22 protein-coding genes and 1 pseudogene are annotated in these 21,139 nt (G+C 68.6%); 8 read left to right on the plus strand and 15 right to left on the minus strand.

Features of this window, described 5'->3' with window-relative positions; genetic code table 11:
• Positions 1 to 54: 54 nt before the first annotated feature.
• Entirely contained in the window at positions 55 to 318 is a 264-nt protein-coding gene (locus tag ACP93_RS21770) for a hypothetical protein (RefSeq protein ID WP_131721621.1), read from the minus strand.
• Between ACP93_RS21770 and ACP93_RS12215 the strand changes: the two genes are divergently transcribed.
• On the plus strand, positions 311 to 1,225 hold the full coding sequence (locus ACP93_RS12215; protein ID WP_131721622.1) for a zinc metalloprotease: 915 nt from the start codon (positions 311 to 313) through the stop codon (positions 1,223 to 1,225). The genes ACP93_RS21770 and ACP93_RS12215 overlap by 8 nt on opposite strands.
• A 54-nt stretch (positions 1,226 to 1,279) precedes the next feature.
• Here ACP93_RS12215 and ACP93_RS12220 read toward each other — a convergent pair whose 3' ends face one another.
• Entirely contained in the window at positions 1,280 to 1,768 is a 489-nt protein-coding gene (locus tag ACP93_RS12220; RefSeq protein WP_048491027.1) for a pyridoxamine 5'-phosphate oxidase family protein, read from the minus strand.
• 322 nt (positions 1,769 to 2,090) lie between these two features.
• Between ACP93_RS12220 and ACP93_RS12225 the strand changes: the two genes are divergently transcribed.
• The 3 genes from ACP93_RS12225 (at position 2,091) to ACP93_RS21175 (ending at position 4,080) form a co-directional block, all read left to right on the plus strand.
• Positions 2,091 to 3,062 (plus strand): lipase family protein, encoded by a 972-nt coding sequence (locus ACP93_RS12225; protein WP_048490962.1) that lies wholly within the window; start codon positions 2,091 to 2,093, stop codon positions 3,060 to 3,062.
• A 105-nt stretch (positions 3,063 to 3,167) separates the two neighbouring features.
• Positions 3,168 to 3,743: a glycoside hydrolase family 108 protein gene (locus ACP93_RS12230; RefSeq protein ID WP_048490963.1), complete on the plus strand. Its 576-nt coding sequence runs from the start codon at positions 3,168 to 3,170 to the stop codon at positions 3,741 to 3,743.
• Between the two features lie 163 nt (positions 3,744 to 3,906).
• On the plus strand, positions 3,907 to 4,080 hold the full coding sequence (locus ACP93_RS21175; RefSeq protein WP_048490964.1) for a DUF1328 family protein: 174 nt from the start codon (positions 3,907 to 3,909) through the stop codon (positions 4,078 to 4,080).
• A 104-nt stretch (positions 4,081 to 4,184) separates the two neighbouring features.
• On the opposite strand, the gene ACP93_RS22140 is transcribed toward ACP93_RS21175, so the two are convergent.
• Both ACP93_RS22140 and ACP93_RS12240 read right to left on the minus strand, forming a co-directional pair.
• Positions 4,185 to 4,352 carry a hypothetical protein gene (locus ACP93_RS22140; protein ID WP_204243682.1) on the minus strand — a complete coding sequence of 56 codons (168 nt, stop codon included), beginning with the start codon at positions 4,350 to 4,352 and terminating at the stop codon, positions 4,185 to 4,187.
• Between the two features lie 135 nt (positions 4,353 to 4,487).
• Positions 4,488 to 5,888 carry a trypsin-like serine peptidase gene (locus ACP93_RS12240; RefSeq protein WP_048490965.1) on the minus strand — a complete coding sequence of 467 codons (1,401 nt, stop codon included), beginning with the start codon at positions 5,886 to 5,888 and terminating at the stop codon, positions 4,488 to 4,490.
• A 732-nt stretch (positions 5,889 to 6,620) separates the two neighbouring features.
• On the opposite strand from ACP93_RS12240, the gene ACP93_RS12245 reads away from it, so the two are divergent.
• Positions 6,621 to 9,533 carry a TonB-dependent receptor domain-containing protein gene (locus ACP93_RS12245; protein WP_048490966.1) on the plus strand — a complete coding sequence of 971 codons (2,913 nt, stop codon included), beginning with the start codon at positions 6,621 to 6,623 and terminating at the stop codon, positions 9,531 to 9,533.
• Between the two features lie 240 nt (positions 9,534 to 9,773).
• Here the strand turns inward: ACP93_RS12245 and ACP93_RS12250 are convergent, their stop codons facing one another.
• On the minus strand, positions 9,774 to 11,375 hold the full coding sequence (locus tag ACP93_RS12250; RefSeq protein ID WP_082143452.1) for an outer membrane protein assembly factor BamB family protein: 1,602 nt from the start codon (positions 11,373 to 11,375) through the stop codon (positions 9,774 to 9,776).
• 504 nt (positions 11,376 to 11,879) lie between these two features.
• Here ACP93_RS12250 and ACP93_RS12255 point away from each other — a divergent pair.
• A complete protein-coding gene (locus ACP93_RS12255; protein ID WP_048490968.1) occupies positions 11,880 to 12,686 on the plus strand; it encodes an SGNH/GDSL hydrolase family protein in 807 nt (268 codons plus the stop codon).
• Positions 12,687 to 12,780: 94 nt separating this feature from the next.
• Here ACP93_RS12255 and ACP93_RS12260 read toward each other — a convergent pair whose 3' ends face one another.
• Both ACP93_RS12260 and ACP93_RS12265 read right to left on the minus strand, forming a co-directional pair.
• Positions 12,781 to 13,491 (minus strand): rRNA pseudouridine synthase, encoded by a 711-nt coding sequence (locus ACP93_RS12260; RefSeq protein ID WP_048490969.1) that lies wholly within the window; start codon positions 13,489 to 13,491, stop codon positions 12,781 to 12,783.
• Between the two features lie 71 nt (positions 13,492 to 13,562).
• On the minus strand, positions 13,563 to 14,069 hold the full coding sequence (locus ACP93_RS12265; protein ID WP_048490970.1) for a YgjP-like metallopeptidase domain-containing protein: 507 nt from the start codon (positions 14,067 to 14,069) through the stop codon (positions 13,563 to 13,565).
• A 115-nt stretch (positions 14,070 to 14,184) separates the two neighbouring features.
• Here ACP93_RS12265 and ACP93_RS12270 point away from each other — a divergent pair, with 115 nt between their 5' ends.
• Entirely contained in the window at positions 14,185 to 14,718 is a 534-nt protein-coding gene (locus ACP93_RS12270) for a DUF2058 domain-containing protein (protein WP_048490971.1), read from the plus strand.
• A gap of 115 nt (positions 14,719 to 14,833) precedes the next feature.
• A complete protein-coding gene (locus ACP93_RS12275) occupies positions 14,834 to 15,100 on the plus strand; it encodes a DksA/TraR family C4-type zinc finger protein (RefSeq protein ID WP_048490972.1) in 267 nt (88 codons plus the stop codon).
• Positions 15,101 to 15,103: 3 nt separating this feature from the next.
• On the opposite strand, the gene ACP93_RS12280 is transcribed toward ACP93_RS12275, so the two are convergent.
• From ACP93_RS12280 to ACP93_RS12315, 8 genes and pseudogenes are all read right to left on the minus strand, one after another.
• Complete coding sequence (locus tag ACP93_RS12280) at positions 15,104 to 15,367, minus strand: DUF2789 domain-containing protein (RefSeq protein WP_048490973.1); 264 nt, start codon at positions 15,365 to 15,367, stop codon at positions 15,104 to 15,106.
• Between the two features lie 109 nt (positions 15,368 to 15,476).
• Positions 15,477 to 16,055 carry a mechanosensitive ion channel family protein gene (locus tag ACP93_RS12285; protein WP_048490974.1) on the minus strand — a complete coding sequence of 193 codons (579 nt, stop codon included), beginning with the start codon at positions 16,053 to 16,055 and terminating at the stop codon, positions 15,477 to 15,479.
• A 94-nt stretch (positions 16,056 to 16,149) separates the two neighbouring features.
• On the minus strand, positions 16,150 to 16,944 hold the full coding sequence (locus ACP93_RS12290) for an EAL domain-containing protein (protein WP_048490975.1): 795 nt from the start codon (positions 16,942 to 16,944) through the stop codon (positions 16,150 to 16,152).
• A gap of 221 nt (positions 16,945 to 17,165) precedes the next feature.
• Positions 17,166 to 17,366 (minus strand): hypothetical protein, encoded by a 201-nt coding sequence (locus ACP93_RS12295; protein ID WP_048490976.1) that lies wholly within the window; start codon positions 17,364 to 17,366, stop codon positions 17,166 to 17,168.
• A gap of 16 nt (positions 17,367 to 17,382) precedes the next feature.
• On the minus strand, positions 17,383 to 17,709 hold the full coding sequence (locus ACP93_RS12300; RefSeq protein WP_048490977.1) for a YkgJ family cysteine cluster protein: 327 nt from the start codon (positions 17,707 to 17,709) through the stop codon (positions 17,383 to 17,385).
• A gap of 327 nt (positions 17,710 to 18,036) precedes the next feature.
• Positions 18,037 to 19,395: an Hsp70 family protein gene (locus ACP93_RS12305; RefSeq protein WP_048490978.1), complete on the minus strand. Its 1,359-nt coding sequence runs from the start codon at positions 19,393 to 19,395 to the stop codon at positions 18,037 to 18,039.
• Positions 19,396 to 19,516: 121 nt separating this feature from the next.
• Positions 19,517 to 19,987, minus strand: a complete 471-nt coding sequence (locus ACP93_RS12310) for an FKBP-type peptidyl-prolyl cis-trans isomerase (protein WP_017908237.1) — start codon at positions 19,985 to 19,987, stop codon at positions 19,517 to 19,519.
• A gap of 125 nt (positions 19,988 to 20,112) precedes the next feature.
• Positions 20,113 to 21,054: pseudogene (locus ACP93_RS12315) on the minus strand (cation diffusion facilitator family transporter); the annotation flags it as partial.
• Positions 21,055 to 21,139: the final 85 nt, after the last annotated feature.

Genomic DNA, 21,139 nt, shown 5'->3' on the forward strand with positions numbered 1-21,139 from the left:
AACGTGATCGCAGTGAACCGCTGCGCGAGGCGGGGCCAGGCGCGCTCCACGAGGTCAGGCGCGGATGACTGCCGTAGACCCGCCGGGCACGCCGCGGACCGCACGGTCCTGGCTCGACACCCTGCTCAAAGGCGTGCGCGGTGTGCTGATGATCGTCGGCAGCCTGACGATGCTCGCCGGCTGCCTTGCCCTGGCGCACGTGGTCACGTCCTCGCTGGCGCCTTTTCTGGCGATGTTGCTGATCTTCCCGCTGGCGGCGTTCGCCACGCTCGCCATCCACGAAGGCGGGCACGCATTGGCGGCGCGTGCGATGGGCATGACCGTGTGCCGGGTGCACATGGGGCCGCTGCAGTTGCTCGCGCGCCGTCGCGGCTGGCGGATCCGCTGGAAGCGCCTGCGTCCGGGCGGCAACGCGGGCAGCGTGATCGCGGTGCCGAATCCATACGCGGCGGTGCGCCGGCAGTACTTGGCGCTGATCGCCGGCGGTCCGCTGGCCAACCTGCTGGCAGCGGCGGGGTGCGGACTGCTGGCATGGCATCTGGGACTGGGCAGCAGCAGCGGCGCGTTCTGCACCGGCGCAGCCGCGTTCAATCTGGCAGTCGGGTTGTGCAACCTGGTGCCGTTGCAGAGCGCGCTGGGCGGCAGCGACGGTCTGAAGTTGCTCAAGCATGCGCGGCGGCGCGATCCGGACGCCCTGTCGGAGGTGCTGGCCGAACTCAATGGCCTCTCGCTTCGCGGCGTCACCGCGGACAAGCTGCCGGAACACCGCCTGGCGCTGCTCGCGGACGGTGAGGGATGGTTTTTCTATATCTGGTTCACACTGAAAGCCATGCAGATCCGTGGCGAGTGGGCACACGCCGCCGCCTTGCAGCCGGTTTTCGAAGCGCAGGTGGCGACCCTGCCTGGACCGGTCGCCGAATCCTGGCACAGCCTGATCGCGCTATTGCGCTGCGAACTCGCGTTCTCGCGGGTCATGGCCGGCGACGACGAAGCCGATCCCCTGGACGCGGCGCTGACGGCGGATCTCGACTGGTCGGTGCCGGCGTTGCGGCCGCGCTGCCCGGCGCTGATGGCGGCGCGGCGCGGCGACCACCGTGCCGCACTGGCGGCATTGGCGCGCGCCGAAGCATTGGCAGAGAACGACGTGGACGCGGCGACGCGGCAGTGCGAACGCGGACTGCGCCAGACCATCCGTCAACGTCTGCAGATGCCCATGGAGGCTTGATCGTGTCTGCCAGCCGGCGTGCGGCCGGCTGGCGTGCATTGCGCCGCGCGCCGCTCAGCGCAGCGGCACGTCGGCGACCTTGTCCTGGTAGTCGCGCTTGGGGTCGATGCCGAACAACACCTTGATGCCGGCCATCAGGCTGGAGCCGTTGAGCCAGATCTGTGCGTGATCCGGATCCAGGCGCAGCAATGCCAGCTTGGGATCTTCCTTGCCCTCTTCGTACCAGGCTGCGACATAGCCGTTCCACAGGCGCTCGATCACGGCCTGGTCGTTGTCCACGCTCAGCGTGCCGCTGATGCTGGCGAACAGATCGTGGCCCTTGGCGCTGAACGCCGCGATGACCCGCTGGCTCTGCGCCAGCTTCTGCACCAGCGCGTTGTCCTTGGAGGTGAAGAACCAGATCGGACCGCCGCGATCGCCCTCGAACTGCGCGGTCATCGGACGGGCGTGGCCGTCCTCGACGCCGTCCAGGCCCAGCATCACGGTGCGGTCGGACTTCAATGCCTTCCAGAATTTCTCTTCCAGTTCCTGCGGGCTGGCCATGCGGATCTCCGAGCGGGCGACAGTGCCCGCCTGCACTGTGCCGGGAGGGGCGCGCGCGGTCCGTGATGGAAGGGTGCAAGCGGTGTGCACAGGGGGTGCGGGCTGCGCGCGGAGCGCCGTAGACAAACGCTGTGGTGCGACGTGCGCTGCGATACGCATCGAAGCATTACCGCGATCGGCAGTGCTATCAAGCGATACGCCTCGCCCGCTGCGTTCATCGCCCGATGGACGTGGCCGCGTGGCGGACGGAGCACGGTTCCGCAGGAAGGCGTGTGCCGACCCTTCGCGGCGCATGCCGCACCGTCTGACAGGACGTTCAACGATGAGTGCGATTCCCGCGACGCAACCGCTGTTGCCGCCGCAACTGACCCTGGCGATGGCCGCCGCCAGCATCGCCGCCTACGCGGCCTACGAAGGCAAGCCGGTCTCGGCGCCGTCCGACTATCGCCTGGTCGCCCGCTGGTCCGGCTGGGACGGCGATCCGTTGGGCGGCAGCGAGGAGTTGTTCGGCCTGCTGTTCCGGTCCACCGTCGCCGCCGGTACCTATCTGTTCGCGTTCCGCGGCACCGATTCGGACCTGGACATCTACGAGGACCTGGACTTCTCCACCACCGCCTTCGTGCCCAGCGCCGGTACCGTCACGCCGATGCCGCAGGTGTCGGCCGGGTTCTACGGCATCTACAACGCCAGGGGCGGCGCCATGCGCGCCTCGATGCGCGAGCAGTTGTTCGCGCTGCTGGAGCACTTCGCGCCGACCCAGGTCTATGTCACCGGACATAGCCTGGGCGGCGCGCTGAGCCAGTTGTTCTCGCTGGACCTGGCGCTGAGCCGGCCGGCGTTGCCCAGCCGCAACATCAACTTCTGCAGCCCGATGGTCGGCGACGCGAGTTGGCAACAGGCCTATGCGGCGCATATCGCCGCAGCCGACAGCACGCGTTGCTACAACTACTGGGACTACGTGCCGTCGCTGCCGCCGTCCACCTTCGGCTATGCGCCGGTCGGGCAGGCGTTCCGGACCGCCTACGACGTCAATGGCGCCTGGTTCCCGCATCTGCTGCCGCGGCACTCCATCGCCAACATGCAGGTGGTGCTGCAGCATGCGCTATGGCAGACGCCGCAGGCCTGGAGCGGCACCTTCGCCGACCAGACCGATCCGCAGCGGCTGATGCGCAGCCAGACCCCGCCCACCACGCCGCATCCGGCCTGGGCGGACATGGCGTTGACCGCACGTGCGGCCGAGCAGGCGCTGGGCTTTCCGGAGGGCGCAGCGGCGCCGCCAGTGGTCGCGCCATGACGGCCCGCGCGGCCGCGCCGGTGCAGCGTCATGCCCCGGAGCACTGCGCGGCGTCGCCGCCGGTGTCATCCTGCCGGGGTGCACATCGTTCCCAAGGAGGTCGCCATGGCATCGTTCGATCTGTATCTCCCACAGCTGCTGCGGTTCGAGGGCGGCTTCGTCGATGACCCCAACGATCCGGGCGGCGCCACCAACTACGGCATCACCCTGGCCACCTTCCAGCGCTGCGCGCAGACCTTGCTCGGCGAAGCGCCGACCCTGCAGGCACTGCGCGCGCTGACGGTGCAACAGGCAGCGGCGATCTATAAGCAGGAATACTGGGAAAGACTCGGCGCCGATCAGATCGCGTCGCAGACGCTGGCCGAGCTCGTGTTCGATTTCTACGTCAATGCCGGCGATGTCGCCATCTCGCTGCTGCAGCGTGTCCTGCAGCAGTTGGGCGCGAGCGGATTGGCGGTCGATGGCGAAATGGAGCCAGCGACGCTGGCGGCCCTGGCCAGCGCCGATGCGGCGCAGGTCTACGCGCTGTATCGGCAGCAACGCATCGACTACTACCAGCGCCTGGTGGCGGAGCGTCCGGTCGATGCCGAGTTCCTGGCCGGCTGGCTGCGCCGCACCGAATGGTTCCCGGCGAGCCTGCCGGCCGATGCGTCGGCGCCGACGCAGACCGGCACCGCCTGAGCGATCGGCCCTGCGCCGCGGCGTGCGTGCACGGCGTGTGCATCCGCGTTTCACCGCGTGCGCATGCGGCGCTGGCTAGTCTGCCCGGCGAGCGTCGGCCGTGTGCCGGCGCCATCGCATGCCGTCATGGCGTGCGCCTGTCCTCGTTTCGGGAAGACCGCACATGATCAAGTGGGCCATCATCATCGCCATCATCGGACTCATCGCCGGCGCGCTCGGCTTCAGCGGCGTGGCGGGCGCGGCGATGGGCGTCGCCAAGTTCCTGTTCTGGGCCGGCCTGGCCATCGCCCTGCTGCTGTTCGTGCTGGGCACGATGCTGGCCAAGAAGGTCAGCTGAGCGCAAGACCGGGCGTGTCGCGTCGACGCGGGTGCCTCGCGCGACAGGGTCCGCGGGCGGAAGCCCTACCGTGACCGAAAGGAGTCTGCTGTGCCGCCGACGGCCTAGGCGTCGCTGGCGGTGTCCGCGTCGTTCGTTGCCGCGCTGTCGTCGGAGGCAGGCTTGGCCGCCGCGGCGCGCGCCTCGCGCTTGCGTGCTTCTTTTTCTTCCTGCTGTTTCTTCTTGGCCAGCTCGCGCTGACGCTTTTCGAAGGAGTAGTTGGGCTTGGCCAATGCGCATCTGCCGGTAAGGGGAATGCGTCGAGTGTAGCCGGTGTGCGCCATCGGCGTGCGAAACGGACAGGCCGCCCGTGTGAGACGGCCTGTCCTAGGCGCAGGTGCGGGAGTACGGCCCTCCCGGACCTTGGCTTACGGGCTCAGATACTGCTGGATCGACGAATACACGTCGGCGAAGCGCGAGTAGTAGTCCGGATCGCTCGGCGCGCTGCAGTACGAGGTGCCGCCATACAGGCCACCGCGCAACTGGTAGGTGCCGTTGCTGCTGACGGTGAAGAGGCCGGAGCCGGACGAGCCGCCTTCGGTGACGCCGGTGCTCCACTGCACGCGGTACAACGGCGACTTGCCGTCCGTGGAGGTGGACAGCGCAGTGACCTTGCCCAGCGAATACTTCTTCACGTCGCCGGCGGGGTGGTGGATGCCTTCGATCGCGGTGCCGGTCGAGCCGATCGCCGAGCTGCTCCAGCCCGCATAGAACGCGCCGCTGGGCGGAGCGCTCTTGAGCTCAAGCAGCGAAGTGTCGCGGGTGGTGTTGGCGTGGCGCAGGTAGGCGCCGCCACCGAGCGTGGTGTAGTTGGAATTGACCGTGGAGCCGCCGCAGGTGGTGGCGTCGTAGAACCAGTAGGTCTGCAGCGTGTTGGCCACGGTCTGGGTGCTGATGCAGTGCGCCGCGGTCCAGAACAGCGCCTTCTTCGGTGAGTTGCTGTTGTTGAGCAGGGTGCCGGTGCACAGGTAGGTGCCGCCGCTGGTGGTGAAGGTCATGCGTGCCACCGACTTGGCCGCCGAGGTGAAGCCGGAGGTCGGATTGGCGCGGCAGACGATGTCGCGCTCGCACGAATCGCTCTCGCCGATCATCGGCCGCATCATCGTGTCGCTCGCCACCGGGCTGATGTCCAGGTGCGAGAGCTGCGGGATCTTCAGCGCGAAGCCCTGCGGATACTGACCCGCCGGCAATTCGATCTCCACCACCATGCGTGCGCCGGCGATCACCGCCGACCAGCCGGGCTGGCTGCCGGCGAAATCGGCGCCGCTCTGCTGGAACACGCGGCCGTCCTCGCCGGCGAAGCGCAGCGTGGCCTTGCGCGGGTCGCCGGGCTGGGCGCCGCTGCCGCTGAGTTGCAGCGCCGCGCGCAGTGCCTGCGCATTGGTCGAGACGATTTCGAAACTGGTGACCTGCGCGCCGTTTGGCAGCGTCTGCCAGCGCAGGCGGCGCAGGTTGATGTCGGGCTTGGCGACGTCTCGGGAGAAGCCGATCTGCAGCGGCTGGCCGTTCTTGACCTGTTGTCCGCGCGTCTGCTTCATCGCTGCGGCCTTGCTGCTATCGGGCGCGGCCAATTCGATCAGGCGCGGTGCGTGCGCGCTGCCCGGGGGAAGGCTGCGCAGTTCCGCGCCACCGAGCGCGGCGGCATCCGGGCGTGCTTCGACCGGGGCGGAGTCCATCTCGGCTGCTGGGGGAATGGCAGCCATGGCGACGGGGGACATGCCGGCAATGCCGGCGAGCAACGCCACATACAACGCGTGCTTGCGATTCATCGATCTTCCTTCTGTGAAGAGGGACGAGACCATCCGGCAGGGGACCGGATGCCATTGCACTCGAGTTCAGAGTGCCTGCCGAGGCTACGGGCGACGCCACGACGATTGCGTGCCAGGCGTCACGCTCAGGAGGCCGGTTTCGTAGACAGCTGCTCACATTGCGTGTGATGGCGCGAAAGAAGCGCGCGGCGTTGCCGATAAGTCGACGCGTTTCGGCATGTATCGCAAGTGGCTGCGGATCCTGTCCCTCTGCATCCGGAAAAGCCACAGCGGCGGCCTTGCGACGCGGGGCAGATCGATGCGACACGCGTTCGCCGGCGATATCGCTGCTTCGCAGCCACCTGGCGCGCATACGTCGAAGGGTACCCACTCCCCCGCCTGACGAACCTGTTGAGGGGGGCGGGTCAGGCAGCCGCGGACCGGCAGTGACCTTTCTGTAATCTTTCCGACAAATTTCAGTAGATTCAATTACTTAAATCGGACCGTGGCGTGCTGCGATGCAGCTTGCATCGATTCAAATTCAGCCTATAACGCTGGCGTCACATATATGAACTTTTTGTTCGTGTATGCACCACCTTGCGGATGGCCCGCGCGAGGTCAGGGGAATCGGGCGGGCTCGGCATCACTTCGAACATCGATCGCTCCTGTGGGGGGAGACCAGTGAATAGAACCGCTTTCCGGCGTGGACTCATCGCCAGTTCCGTTGCGCTCGCGCTGTGGGCGCCTTCTCTCATGGCGCAATCCGCGCCCGACAGCGCGGCCCCACCCAGTGGCGCCGGCAAGGCCGACAAGCCGGTCGACCTCAAGGCGGTGACGGTCACCGGCTCGATGATCCCGCGCGTGGAGGTCGAAGGCCCCGCACCGGTGGTCACCATCACCGGCGAGGAGATCAAGAAGCAGGGCTACACCACGCTGTGGGAGTTCCTCGACTCGGTGCCGCAGGTGGGCCAGCAGGTCTCCGACCCGGCGTCGTGGGGGTCCAGTTCGGTCAACGCGCGCTCGGTGAACCTGCGCGGGCTCGGCCCCGGTTTCAGCCTGCTGATGATCGACGGCCATCGCGTGGTCGACTACCCGCAGCCGCTCAACAAGCAGAGCAACTTCCAGAACTTCAACAACATCCCCACCGGGATGATCGATCACATCGAAGTGCTCGCTTCCGGCGCCTCGTCGATCTACGGCTCGGACGCGGTCGCCGGCGTGGTGAACGTGATCCTGAAGAAGAACTACCAGGGTGACCAGCTGCAGGTCACCGCGGGCGGCGCGACGCGCGGTGGCCGCGACTACGGCGACATCAACTACTTCGGCGGCCGTGCGGGCAGCAACTGGCACGTGACCTACAACCTGGAGCACTCCAACCGCAGCGCGCTGTGGGGCATGGATCGGCCCTACCAGGATTCCGTGGCCGATGCGGGCTACGGCGCATGGGGACCGGCCTCGCGCATGTTCGGCTACCAGTACGACGCCGCCGGCGCGATCGCGCTGTCGGCCACGGACGCCAACGGCCGCTACATCACGCCGCCCGCCGGCACCTGCGACAAGTTCACCAACTCGCGCCTGACCCAGTCGCACTCGGTGACCACCAATGGCACCCAGGTCACCGGCGTCACCGACAACGGCTTCTACTGCGCGCAGCCGGCGCTGTTCCAGAACTGGGTGCTGACCCCGGGCAGCCGCAGCAACAACGGCTATGTGTCGGGCGAGTACGACTTCCAGAACGGCCTGCAGTTCTACGGCTCGGCTGCGCTGTACCAGACCGTGGGCATCTCCAACACGCAGCTCAATGTGTTCAGTGCCGGTCCGTTCTACGACCAGACCACTGGGCAGACGGTCAACCAGGTGATCCGCCAGCTCACCCAGAAAGAGATCGGCGTCAGCGCCAATACCTACGACCGCGAACTCAACTGGAACCTGCAGGCCGGCCTGCGCGGCACCGGCTTCGATGGTCGCTTCAACTGGGACCTCAACCTCAACACCCAGAAGTACATCGTCCGCGAGGAGTTCACCGGCTACAACGCCCAGGCCACCAACACCTTCTTCCTCGGCCAGCAGCAGGGCACCACCGCGAACGGCCTGCCGATCTACGCGTTCAACTGGCAGCAGTTCTGGAACCCGATCACGCCGCAGCAGTACGACCAGTTCGCGGTGACTGGCGTGAACACGGCGTCGTCCTGGCTCGACCAGGCGCAGCTGCGCGTCAACGGCGACCTGTTCCAGCTGCCCTGGGCCGATCGGTCGGTGGGCTGGGCCGCGGTGCTCGAAGCCGCGCACAACGGCTTCAAGCTGTCGCCCGATCCACGCGCGGCGGATCCGTCCACGTTCCAGAACCCGTTCGGCGCCTATCTCACCGGTGCCGGCACCCGCCAGCGCTTCTCGCTGGGCACGGAGTTCCGCGTGCCGGTGCTGGAGTCGGTGACCTGGACGCTCTCCGGTCGCCTGGACAAGTACAACGACGCCAGCCGTGCCGACATCGCCCGTACCTGGGGCTCGGGGCTGGAGTGGCGCCCCTACGACGGCCTGCTGCTGCGCGGCAGCTACGGCACCAACTTCAAGGCGCCGGACATGCAGGCGATCTACCTGACCGGTTCGACCTCGCCGGTGGGCTTCTATGCCGATCCGCTGCAGTGCGTGAACGCGATCAAGGCCGGGCAGAACAACAACACCTGGTGCAACAGCGTGCAGCGCCCCGGGTCGCAGTACTACACGCTCTACACCAATGGCAGCCGTCTGCTGCTGCCGCAGACGGGACACTCCTGGACCTACGGCTTCGTCTGGCAGGTGCCGGGCGTGCAAGGGCTTTCGGTGTCGGCCGACTACTGGAACATGGGCGTGGACAACGCCATCCAGTACCTCGGCCAGGACACCGTGCTCGCCGACGAGGCAGGCTGCCTGACCGGCCTGAAGCCGAACGGCACCTCGGGCCTGTCGCCGTACACGGCGCACGTGGCCGGATCGGAGTATTGCCAGATGGTCACCCAAATGGTGAAGCGCGACGCCAACGGCCAGATCGTCTCGGTGCAATCGGGCCCGATCAACGAAGCCTCGCTGTACGTGGCCGGCGTCGACGCGACGCTGGACTACAAGTTCCACACCGACGGCTACGGCGACTTCCGCGCCGGCATCAACTACACCAACAACCTGTCGTACAAGCAGCGCGTGCTGGCGTCCGATCCGTTGCAGAACACCCGCTACCAGAACGTGGCCAGCCGCATGACCTGGATCGCCGACTGGACCAAGGGCCGCTGGAACGTGTCGAACTCCGGCGTGCGCAACGGCCGCATGCGCGCCCCCAACTACGCCGGCTGCGACGTGCTGCCCAACGGCATCCAGCCCGGCATGGTCACGGTGGCCAATGGCGGCGAGACGGTCTCCACCGGTGTCTGTCAGGTCACCCAGGACGGCAACCAGGTCACCGTGCCGGACACCACCTATCGGGGCCATGCGCCGGCCTGGATCACCTGGAACGGCTCGGTCGGCCTGCAGATCACCCCGGATCTGCACGCAAAACTGGCCGTGTCGAACATCTTCGACAAGGTCGGCGCGATTCCTTACTACGCCGGCGGCTTCGAGTTCGTCACCACCGGGCAGACCGCGAGCGAATACAACGGCCGGGAAATGTTCCTGACGCTGGACTACACGTTCGACTGAGCGATCGGCTGATAGGCCGGCGGGTTCCGCGAGAAACGGAACCCGCCAGGGTTTTCATGGGCCTGGCGTGCGTCTTGCCATCTCTCATCGCAGCGCGTGCCGTGCGAAGCGTGCGGACGTCGGGTGATTCTCGCCGGACGTTGGCGCTTCGCGAGGCGATACGCTCTAGCACGATGCGACAACGCCTCTCCCGCTTGCGCAGGAGAGGCGATGCCACCGCGGAGACGACGCCGTGTGCGCTCAGCGGCGCCGGTTCGACGGCACGAACTTGTACAGCTTGTTGACGCCGGTGCCGAAGTTGAAGCGGCTGTAGCCGGCGCCCCAGTACACCGCACCATCGACGATCGCCGGTGCGCTGGACACCGAGCCGCCGGCGTCGAAGCTCCACAGCGTGGCGCCGGTCTTGGCATCGAGCACGGTCATCGCGCCGGACATCGAGCCGGCATAGACCAGGCCTGGCGACGAGGCCAGCGGGCCTCGGCCGCCGGCGCCGAACGCGGTCTGCACCGGGTCGGTACCCGGCACCTTGACCTGCCAGAGGATCTTGCCGCTGATCGCATCCAGCGCGGCCCAGGAGCCGGCGTTCCAGGTTTCGGTGTTGCCCGGCGCCAGCGTGTACGGCTTATGCTCGTTGTTGTTGATGGCCACGTACACGCGCGCGGAGAACGGATCCACCGACGAACCCCATTCGATGCCGCCGGCGGTACCGCCCGGGCCGACCTGGGTCGACCACACGGTCTGCCCGGTGTCGGCATCGAACGCCCAGTAGACGCCACTCTTCTGGCCGGCGCCGACCAGCGCCTGCGGCTTGCCGTTGCGGATCGCCGTGAACAGGTTGGCGCCGCCGCCGCTGAAGTCGTAGTCCGGGCCCTGCGGGTCCTGGCACAGGCCGTTGGTCGGCGCGACCAGGCACGACAGCGACCAGGCGTCGGCGCCCTGCAGGCGGCGCGTCCACACCGGCTTGCCGCTGCGCATGTCCAGCGCCAGTACCGAATCGACGTAGTTGTCCGGCGCCATGCAGGCCAGTTGCGCGGTCTTGTCGCCGTTGGCGTTCTTGACGCAGCTGGCCACCTCGGTCGGCACCGAGTAGTTGTTGCCGGTGGTGGCGTAGACGCGCTGGCGCAGCGGATCGATCGCCAGCGTGCCCCACACCGACGCACCGGTGTAGCCCTCCGGCGTGGTGCGGAAGCTCCACAGCAGCTTGCCGGTCTTCAGGTCCAGCGCGGCGACGCTGCCACGGAAGGAGTACTTGTAGCCCGGCGTCAGGCCGCCCCAGTCGCCGGAGGACACGCCGACGTACACGCGGTCGCCGTAGATCACCGGCGAGGCGGTGATGCGCGCCTGTGGGTTGGACTCGACCAGGGTCTTCCACAACAGCTTGCCGGTGGCCTTGTCGATCGCCAGCACGGTGCCGCTGGCCTGGTCGCCGACCAGCACGCTGTCGCGCGCGATCGCCGGGCTGTTGCGCGACAGCGAACCGGCGATGCCGGTGTAGTCGGCCAGCTTCACCTGCCACACCGCCTTGCCCAGGTCGGTGTCGATGCGATAGAGCTGGCCGCCCCAGTCCGGCACGTACAGCGCCGTGCCCTGCACGGTCGGCGTGGCCGAGACGTCGCCTTGCGTGGTGAAGGTCCACGCGGTCTTCAGGCGCGCGGCGTTGAACGGGGTGATCTGCCATTCGCCAGGCGCGAAGCGGGTGTTGAGGAAGCCGCCGCCGGCGCTGTCCCAGAGGCTGTGCGTGGCGAACGGCGTGCCGCCGGAGAAGGTGCTGCGCCATTGCGCGCTTGCGGCGCTGCTGTCGGTCGTCGCCGCTGCGGTGCCTGCGGACTGCGCCATCGCCATTGCGCTGAACATCAAGCCGGGAATCAACGCCAGCCGCAGGCGGGAGTGGTTCTGGTGTGCATCACGCGTTTTCATGGATGTCCTTCGGGCTTGGGTGAGGATCCCCCCGTCACGTCCGCGGCCATCCTAGAAGTGGAAATCCTTGTGTGTCATGTACTTACGAAAAAGTTAGGGCGTTCGCAAAAGGTTGCGGCGATAGCAAGAAACGATGGCGGTGGCATCGCCCGGTCATCGTGCCGGCATGTGCGTGACGCACGCCGAGGGTTGCTGCGATCGCCGTCGCAGCAGTGTGTTGCTGCGCATCCAGCGGGTGCTGCGACGCATGCCTCGCTGGCGCCTAGCGATATGCGGGATCGATGCTGCGCGCAGGATCCGTGGCGTGAGCGCTGGCTGAATCGCGATGCGAAGCAGGCGATGTCGGCACCGCTCCGGCGACGCCGCATGGGCGACGCGAGCGGTTGGTTACACTGTGCGATCACCGTTGTCCGCACAAGGAATGCCTCGATGAACTGTCCCTCGCTGTTGTCCCTCGCCATCGCACTGTGCGCCACTGCCGCCGGCGCCGCGCAGGCGGCGACGCCCGCGTCCACCGCGGCGCTGGAGGGCAAGGTCGATGCGCTGTACACGCGGGCGCCGGACACGCTCAAGCCCGACGAAGTGAAGGCCATGCAGCAGCGCCTGCTGGACTGGGCGCAATTGCAGCGCTATCGCGCCGACAACGCGTCGCTGCCGGCACCGACTGCGGACGCACCGCGCGTGGTGTTCTACGGCGACTCCATCACCGATGCCTGGGGCCGTCGCGAAGGCACCACGTTCTTCCCCGGCAAGTCGGCCTACGTCAACCGCGGCATTTCCGGGCAGACCACCGCGCAGATGCTGGTGCGCTTTCGCCAGGACGTGATCGAGCTGAAGCCGGCGGTGGTGGTGATCCTGGCCGGCACCAACGATCTGGCCGGCAACACCGGCCTGTCCACGCTGGAGATGATCGAGGACAACCTGCGTTCGATGACCGAGCTGGCCCAGGCCCACCACATCAAGGTGGTGCTGGCCTCGGTGCTGCCGGTCACCGACTATCCGTGGCGCCCGGGCCTGCAACCGGCGCAGAAGGTGCGTGCGCTCAATGCCTGGATGCAGCAGTACGCGCAGCAGCACGACGCGGTGTACCTGGACTACTACAGCAAGCTGAGCAACCGCGATGGCGGCATGGACAAGACCGTGGCCATCGATGGCGTGCACCCCAACAACGCCGGCTATGCGGTGATGGCGCCACTGGCCGAGCAGGCGATCCAACGCGCGCTGGCAAAGCCCTGAGTCACCGCGCGCACTCTAGCCCCTCTCCCCCCGGGAGAGGGGTTGGGGTGAGGGTACGGCTGCCGGTAAAGATTGTCGTCGAGCGCTCGCAACCTCAGAACCGCTCGCCGCTCGGCAGATAACGCCACTCGCCCGGCGCCAGCTTGCCCAGTGGGATCCGACCGATGCGCAGGCGGCGCAGGCCGATCGCCTCCAGTCCCACCTCGGCGCACATGGCCTGCAACTGGCCGGGCTGCACATGCTTGATCGCAAAGCGCAGGCGGTCCTCGTTCTGCCAACTGACCTTGCACGGCGGCAGGCTGCGCTGCTGGTAGACCAGGCCATGCGCCAGCCGCAGCATGCCGTAGGGGCGCAATTCGCCGCGCACTTCGACCACGAATTCCTGTTCGATCGCACTCGCGTCCTCGGTCAGGCGGCGCAGCACGCGGCCGTCCTGACTCAGCACCAGCAGGCCGCTGGCCGCCGGCTCCAACGGCAGCGGCGCGTTCAGACGCAGGAAGTGGCGTTTCAGGACGCGCACCTCGCTCGTGTCCAGGGCGCTGCGCGTGTCCGGCCTGACCAGCGCCAGCGTCGCGTCGAGCTCCAGGCCGGCCGGCTTGTGCAGCAGCAGGGTGGCCGGTTCGACCGCGCCCAGTTCCGCGTCGGCGGCCAGGGTCACCTGCTGCGTGGTCACCGCGGCTTGCGGCTCCTCGACCACCACGCCGTCCACGCTGACCCAGCCGCCCTCGATGTATTGCTGCGCTTCGCTGCGCGAGCACGGCAGCATGGCGGCCACGTATTTGTCGAGGCGGGTGGGGGCGGACATCGAAACGCTCGGCGATCAGGGCAGCGCAGTGTACGTGCTGCTGCCGCTGCGCTGCCACGCGCGGCGCCGCCTCAGCGGTCGGCGCCGCCGACCAGCTCCAACTGCGTCAGGTACAGGCGCAGGTCGAATTCCAGCCGGTGGTAGTCCGGCACCATGTGCGCGCACAGCTGGTAGAAGGCCTTGTTGTGCGCGCTTTCCTTCAGGTGCGCCAGTTCGTGGGCGACGATCATCGGCAGGAACGCCGCCGGCGCATCGCGGAACACGCCGGCGATGCGGATCTCGCGGCTGGCCTTGAGCTTGCCGCCCTGCACCCGCGACACCGTGGTGTGGGTGCCCAGCGCGTGCTTCACCGCCTGCAGGCGGTTGTCGTAGATAACCTTGTGCAGCGGCTCGGCGCTGCGCATGCAGCGGTCCTTCAGCGCCTGCGTGTAGTCGTACAGCTGGCGATCGGTGCGCACCGCATTGGCCTCGGGGTAGCGGCTGCGCAGCCAGTCGCCCAGGCGCTGGCGCGCGATCAACTCACGCACCTGGTCCAGGACCTGGGGCGGGTAGCCGACGAGATAGCGCAGAGTGTCCATGCCGCTACCTTAGCGTGCCACGCGGCGTGGCACCCGCCGTGGGCGGCCTTCGCGGGCGTGCGCCGGCGCTGCGGGTATCATGCGCCTCCCGATTCCGAGTCCGTGGACGCTTCCGATGCGCAATCCCCTGCAGGAGCAATTGCTCAAGGCCGGCCTGGTGAAGAAGAGCCAGGTGGCGCAGGTCGCGCGCGAGCAGGCCAAGGCGCGCCAGCGCAAGACCCCGCCGCCGCCCAGCGCCGAGCAGATCGAGAGCGAGCGGCTGCGGCAGGAGAGGGTGGAGCGCGACCGGGCGCTGTCCGCCGAGCGCAACGCGCAGGCCCGCGCGCAGGAGCAGCGTGTGCAGGCACGGCAACTGGTCGAGAGCCACAAGCTCAAGGCCGACGGCGAGATCGACTACCACTTCACCGACGCCGGCAAGATCCAGCGGCTGCGGGTAGATGCGGCTTTGCGCGCGCACCTGATCGCCGGCAGCGTGGTGATCGCGCGGCTGGATGCCGGCTACGTGCCGGTGCCGCGTGCGGTGGTGGAAAAGATTGTCGCGCGTGACCCGGCGACCATCGTGTTCGATGCGCTGGCGGCAGCGCCGGCCAGCGGCGAGGACGATCCGTACTACAGCCAGTTCCAGGTGCCGGACGATCTGATCTGGTGAGGTCTGGCGCGCCGAGTGGCGCGCCATGAACGTCTTGGAAAGGTGAAGCCGGCGTGCATTGCATTCGCCGGTGCTGGCCGCATCATCCAGGCAAGGCAACAGTGCGGAGACGACCATGGCCACTGGGTGGGCAGGCGACGGCGCGGTGCAGGACCAGATCGATGCGACCGTGGAAGATGCGATCAAGCGGGCGCGCAGCCAGTTGCCGCAGGGCCCGGGATTGAGCCACTGCGAAGATTGCGATGCGCCGATCCCCGAAGCGCGGCGCAAGGCGGTGCCGGGCGTACGTCTGTGCGTGGCCTGCCAGGAGGCGCAGGACCGCGCGCAACACGAGCACAGCGGCTACAACCGCCGCGGCAGCAAGGACAGCCAGCTGCGCTGAGGCTCAGCCGGCGCGATCGGTATCCAGCGCTGGCTTTGCGTGCAGCGCGATGTTGAGCTGATCGACCACGATCGCCCAGTCGGCGTCTTCCAGGCGTTCCTCGCGCAGCAGCTGCGCCTGCGCCGGGGTCCAGAACGGTGCTTCTTCCAGGCGCATGGCATCGGGCAGTGGCGCGTGCCGGGCGATGAACTGGCGGATCTCGCTTTCGCTGTTGGGCAGGCCGAGCTGGGCGAAGAGATCGGCGAACGGGGGAATGACGGGTTCCATGCAGTACCTGGTCGGGAAGAGAGGAGTGCCGCACGAGGCGGCTGGCGTCGACCATAGCGGCTGCGCCATGTGCATGGCGTCAGCATCGGCGTGGGACGCGTGGCGGCGATCAACCCAGTCCGGATGGAACCGGATGACCGCGCCAGCGGCGCGTGCTGCGCTGGAAGAACAGGCTGTTGGGGATCTGCAGCACGCTCCCGCCGTCGCCGTCGCGTTCCTCGCGCAGCGTGGTGTAGATCAGGTTGATGTCGATCACCTGGCCCTTCAGACCGGGTTTCTCGCCATTCTCCAGCAGCTCGATGTGGTCGTGCAGACGGAACGGACGCGTGGTGAAGATCAGCAGCGTGCAGAAGATGTTGGACAACACGCTCCAGGCGGCGAAGAACGCCACCGCCGCGACCGCGGCGAAGCCGGTGAAGGCGGTCCACAGCACCGTGCCGGACACGCCGAAGCGGTCCAGGATCAGTAGCAGCGCCGCGGCGTAGATCACGAAGCCGCTGCCGCGGCGCGCCATCAGCACCAGTTCCGGCGGCAGCGCATGGTGCTCGCCCAGGCGCCGGATCAGCCGCCGCAGCAAGGTCCGCAGCAGCCACGCGCCAAGCACGATCAGCACGATCTGCGCGCCGGGCACGATCACGTCGAGCCAGCGGTGCGTCCATGGCGGCAGCAGGGTATGGAGCGGGGGCATCGCACATCGGAAAACGCAGGGGGAATGCGATGGTCGCAAGCGTGGCGGCCGTGGGCAAGTCGCGCTGATGCCGCGCGCTGCGGCAGCACATCGCTCAGCCGGCGTGCTCCAGCGCGTCCCACTGCGCCTCGGTGATCTCCGGCAGCGCCTCCAGCGCCGGCCTGGCGAACAGATAGCCCTGGTAGAGATCGATGCCCAGCGCGCGCAGTGCGCGGTACTCGGCGGGCGTCTCCACGCCCTCGGCGAGGATGCGGCAGCCCAGTGGCGCGGCCATCGCGACGATGCCGCCGACGATGTGGCGGCGCGCGGCGCTGCCGTCGATGCCGCGGATCAGTGCCATGTCCAGCTTGATCAGGTGCGGCTGGAAATCGGCGAGCAGGTTCAGGCCGGAGTGGCCGGCGCCGAAGTCGTCGATCGCGGTGAGGAAGCCGCGCTGCGCGTAGTCGCGCAGGATGCGCACGACCTTGGGCAGGTCGGCTATGCGTTCGGATTCGCTCAACTCGAAGATCAGGTCGCCGGTGGGCACACCGAAGTGCTCGGCCGCCCTCAGGGTCAGGCGGATGCAGGTCGCCGGCTCGTACACCGCATTGGGAATGAAGTTGATCGACAGGCGCGTACGCAGGTCCAGGCGCGCGGCGGTGGCGATCGCCTGCACCCGGCAGGTCTGGTCGAAGCGATACAACTGCTGCGGGCGTACCCGCGCCAGCACCGCCGCGGCGCCGCTGCCGTCCTCGCCGCGCACCAGCGCTTCGTAGGCGTAGATCGAGCGGGTGGCCGCATCGACGATCGGCTGGAACGCCATGCGCACGGCGAAATCCAGCGGCTCGCCATCGCGACAGTTGCCGCAGGCGGGCTGGCCGAGTTCGGCGGACAGGGAGCGCAGGAGCATGCCGAGGCGAGACCGTGGACGAGATCGCAGTATGCGCTTTCGCCGTGAAGACGGTGCCGTGCTTCCGGGCCGGCGCTGGCATCCCGGGGACGCCGTAATGGGTGTGGTCGGTGCGGCGGCCCGAAACGCCGACGTTGCGCCCGGCGCCGCGTCGTCGCAGGGCGCGCGTGGTTGCGTGCCGCGGGCGCCCGCGCTGGCCGCGCGGGAAGCCGCGGTGGGCGTCAGCCCGCGTCGGCGACGTCGACCTTTTTCAGCACGCGGGTGGTGCCGAGTACCTCGACGCGGCCGCCGGCCTGGTGGAAGGCGGCCAGGTCGGCCTCGATGCGCTCGCGGCTGAGGCCCTTTTGCGCCTTGTCGGCGGCGCTGGCGCCGCGTGCGTTCCTGGCGTTGGGCGAAGCGGTGTTGCCGGTGGGTCGTGCCATGCTGGAACTCCTGCAGTCAGTACATCGTCAGGGGAATGCCACGGGTCAGTTGCTCGTGGTGGGTGCGGCGGATCTCGCGGCAGTACGGGCCGGCCATCGCGAACTTGCGGCAGACCGCCGGGCGCTGCGCATAGATCGAACAGCACATGCGTGCGCCGTCCACCGCCACGCACCAGCCGTCCTCGTCGCGCGCCATCACGTGCAGGCCCTCGCGGGTGTACTCGGTGAGATGTTCGGGGACGTGGTCGTCCGGCATCACCAGCACGGTCAGGCGGCAGCAGATCGCGTCGCAACGGTCGCAGGCGATGCCTGGGTCGGCCGTTTCCCGCGTGGTCTCGCTCATGCGTCGCTACCGCGATCGCGACCTGTCGGCCGGCACGGCAACTGAAGCGGCGACGCCAGGCGCTCGAGCTGGAGCGTGGCAGGGGCGGGGGACATGGCGCTCCGAAGGAGCCGGCCTGTAGCAGGACGGAGGTTGGCGCGAGAAGGAAGCGAGTCGGGCGCCAGGAACGGCCGGACGAGACGCGCGTAGCGACGTGACGCTGAAGCGTGCACCCATGCTACGCCAGTCGCGCGCCCGCTGCATGAACAATGCTGGCCGCAGGCGCTGCGCCGGCCTGGAGCGGCCAGGCGGGTGCGTGGCACCGGCGCCTGGGCTGCCCGTGCTGCGCTAATCCTGCGCGGCGGCCAGCGCCAGGCCCTGCACCACGCCGAACGAGGGGTCGCCGTGGACCAGGCGCGCCTGCGGGAAGGCCGCGGCGACCAGGCGCTGCAGGTAGCCGGCGCGCGACATGCCGCCGGTCAGGAACACCGCGGCCGGATCGCCGCCGATGTCCTGGCGCACCTGCGCCAGCAGCTCCTGCAGCGCCTCCAGGTAACTGCGTGCGGCCTGCACCAGTTCCTCGGCCTGCACCTGCACCTGCAGCCCGGCCTCGATGTAGTCCAGCGTCTCGGCGTGCCGCTCGGCGTCGCTGAGGCGGATCTTGCTGCGCTCCACCGCGCGGTACAGGCGCGCGGTGTTGCCGGGTTCCTGCAACGCCTGCAGGCGCGCCTCGTACGGCGCGGGGACGGCGTCGTAGCGGTGCTGGCGGAAATCGCGCTGGCGGGTGGTGTCCTGCACCATCGCCGCTTCGACGTAGTGGTGCGAAGGCACGCGGGTGATGCCGCGGCCGAACTGCGGCATGAACCCGGCCAGGCTCAGCGCCAGGTCGATGTCGGTGCCGCCGCGCGGGATGCCCCAGGCGCGGTGCACCTGCGGTGCGGCGTCGCCGCCGACGCTGGCGTGGGCGATGTCGGTGGTGCCGCCGCCGATGTCCACCACCACCGCGGCGTGTCGCTCGCGGCTGACCGCGTGGTAGTGCATCGCCGCGGCGGCCGGTTCCTCCAGGAAGGCGACGTCGTCGAAGCCGGCGGTGATCGCGGCGCTGTGCAGGATCTCCAGCGCCTGCGCGTTGCCGGCCTCGCCGATCGAGCTGCGGAACTGCACCGGACGGCCGAGCAGCGCGCGGCGCACCTGCATGCCCAGTTGCTGCGAGGCGGTCAAACGGATGTGTTCGAGGATATGCGCGGCGATGCCGGTGATGGTCTGGCGCGCGCGCGGATGCAGGTTGTAGCCCAGCATCGATTTGGGGCTCTGCACGAGGTTGCCTTCGCCCTCGACGAAGTAGGCGTCCAGCGCGTCATCGCCGTAGACGGCGTTCTGCAGCAGCGCCGCGGAACTGCGCGGCTCGCGCATCTGCGCTTCCATCCATTGCCGGCGCACCACCCGGATCGCATCGCGGCGCAACGCCTCGGGACTGCGTTCGCGCCCGGCGGCGAGCGCATCGCGGCGGCCGGATTCGATCAGCTCGTCCACCTGCCGTTCCAGCGCCGGGGTCAGGTCGAACTCGGCGGGGTCGCGCATCACCTCGGGGAAGTACACCGTGGTGCGGAACTGCTGCTGCGCGCCGAAATCGATCGGCACCACGCGGCCGTCGATCACCGCGGCGACGGCGGAATTGCTGGTGCCGAAGTCGATACCGAGGCGCATGACGGGGGCGGGCGGCGGAAGGGCCGCGCACTGTGGGGCAAGCCGCGGCGCGACGCAAGCGCGGCCCAGAACGCACGAGGCCCGCATCGGCGGGCCTCGTCGGAACAGGAAACCGGGCCGCTTACAGTGCGGCGCCGGCGTGGCCCTGGTTCTTTTCCTGCTCGGTGGCCTCGCGCACGCCGGCCACTTCCACCGCGAAATGCAGCACCTGCCCGGCCAGCGGGTGGTTGCCGTCGATGGTCACCAGTTCTTCGCCGACCTCGGTGACCGTGACCAGCAGCGGACCCTGGTCGGTCTGCGCCTGGAACTGCATGCCCGGCGCCAGCGACCCGGCATCCGGGAACGAACCGCGCGGCACCTGCTGCACCAGCTGTTCGTGACGCGGGCCGTAGCCCTCGGCCGGGATCACGTCGGCGGTGACCGACTCGCCGGTGCGCTTGCCGGTCAGCGCCTTCTCCAGGCCCGGCACGATGTTGCCGGCGCCGTGCAGGTAGCTCAGCGGATTGTCCGGCGAGGACTGGTCGATCACTTCACCGGCGTCGTCGGTGAGGGTGTAGTGGATGGTGGCGACAAGCCCGTTGGCGATCTCCATGGGAAACCTCGTTCAGTGAGTAAGGGGGATACGCCGGCACAGTCACAGCGCGATGAGAGGGGTGCTACCCGGCTACCCTAACGAAAAGCGGCGCAGGGCCGCAAGTCGCGCCGGCGCGCCGCCATTCAGGGCGCCGGCGGCTGGCGCAGCGCGGTGCGCCGGGCCAGCCAGGTCTCCGGGGTCTGCGGCTTGACGAACAGCGCCTGCAGTTCCGGGTGCTCGGCGCGCGCGGCGGCCTCGATGCGTTCGATGCACGCTTCGATCTGCGCGGTGCTGCGCTGGTCCTCGAACTCGGCGCTGAGCGCAGCGACCACCTGGTCCGGCCCCATCTGCACGCTCAGCACGCCGTTGACCGCGCGCACGTCCGGATCGGCGGCGGCGATGCGCCGCAGTGCGTCGCCGAGCGGGCGCGCCGCCGGCTCGCCGATCAGCAGGCCCTTGGTCTCGCGTGCCAGCACGAACGCCGAGCAGGCCAGCACCGCGGCGATGCCGATGGAAGCGACGCCGTCCAGTTCGGGCGTGTCCAGCCACTGCGCGGCGAGCAGCCCGGCCAGCGCGATCAACAGGCCGATCAACGCCGCGCTGTCTTCCACCAGCACGGTGAACAAGCTCGGGTCCTTGCTCTCGCGGAACGCCTGCACGTAGCTCAGGCGGCCCTTGCGCGCGCGGAACTCGCGCAGCGAGATCCACCACGAGCCGCCCTCGAACAGCAGCGACAGTCCCAGCACGATGTAGTTGAGGGTGTGGTCGCTGGCCGGCTGCGGATCGCGGATGTGGGCGATGCCCTCGTACAGCGACACCCCCGCGCCGAGCGCGAACACCAGCAGGGCGACGATGAAGCTCCAGAAGTACAGCTCGCGCCCATGGCCGAACGGATGGGTGGCGTCGGCCGGGCGCGCGGCGCGGCGCAGGCCGTACAGCAGCAACAGCTCGTTGACCGTGTCCACCAGCGAATGCACGCCTTCGCTGAGCATCGCCGAACTGCCCGAGATCGCCGCGGCGACGAACTTGGCGATGGCGATGGCCAGATTGCCGGCAAGCGCGGCGTAGATCGCGAGGCGCGACCCGGACGAAGCGGACATGAGATTCCTGCGGCTGGCACGGCGGCACGGGGCGGGCGGCTACAATAGGCGGCTCGCCGTCGTCGCCGTA

Origin of the sequence: Xanthomonas sp. NCPPB 1128 (assembly GCF_001043115.1) — a bacterium.
In the GTDB taxonomy this organism is placed as follows: Bacteria; Pseudomonadota; Gammaproteobacteria; order Xanthomonadales; family Xanthomonadaceae; genus Xanthomonas_A.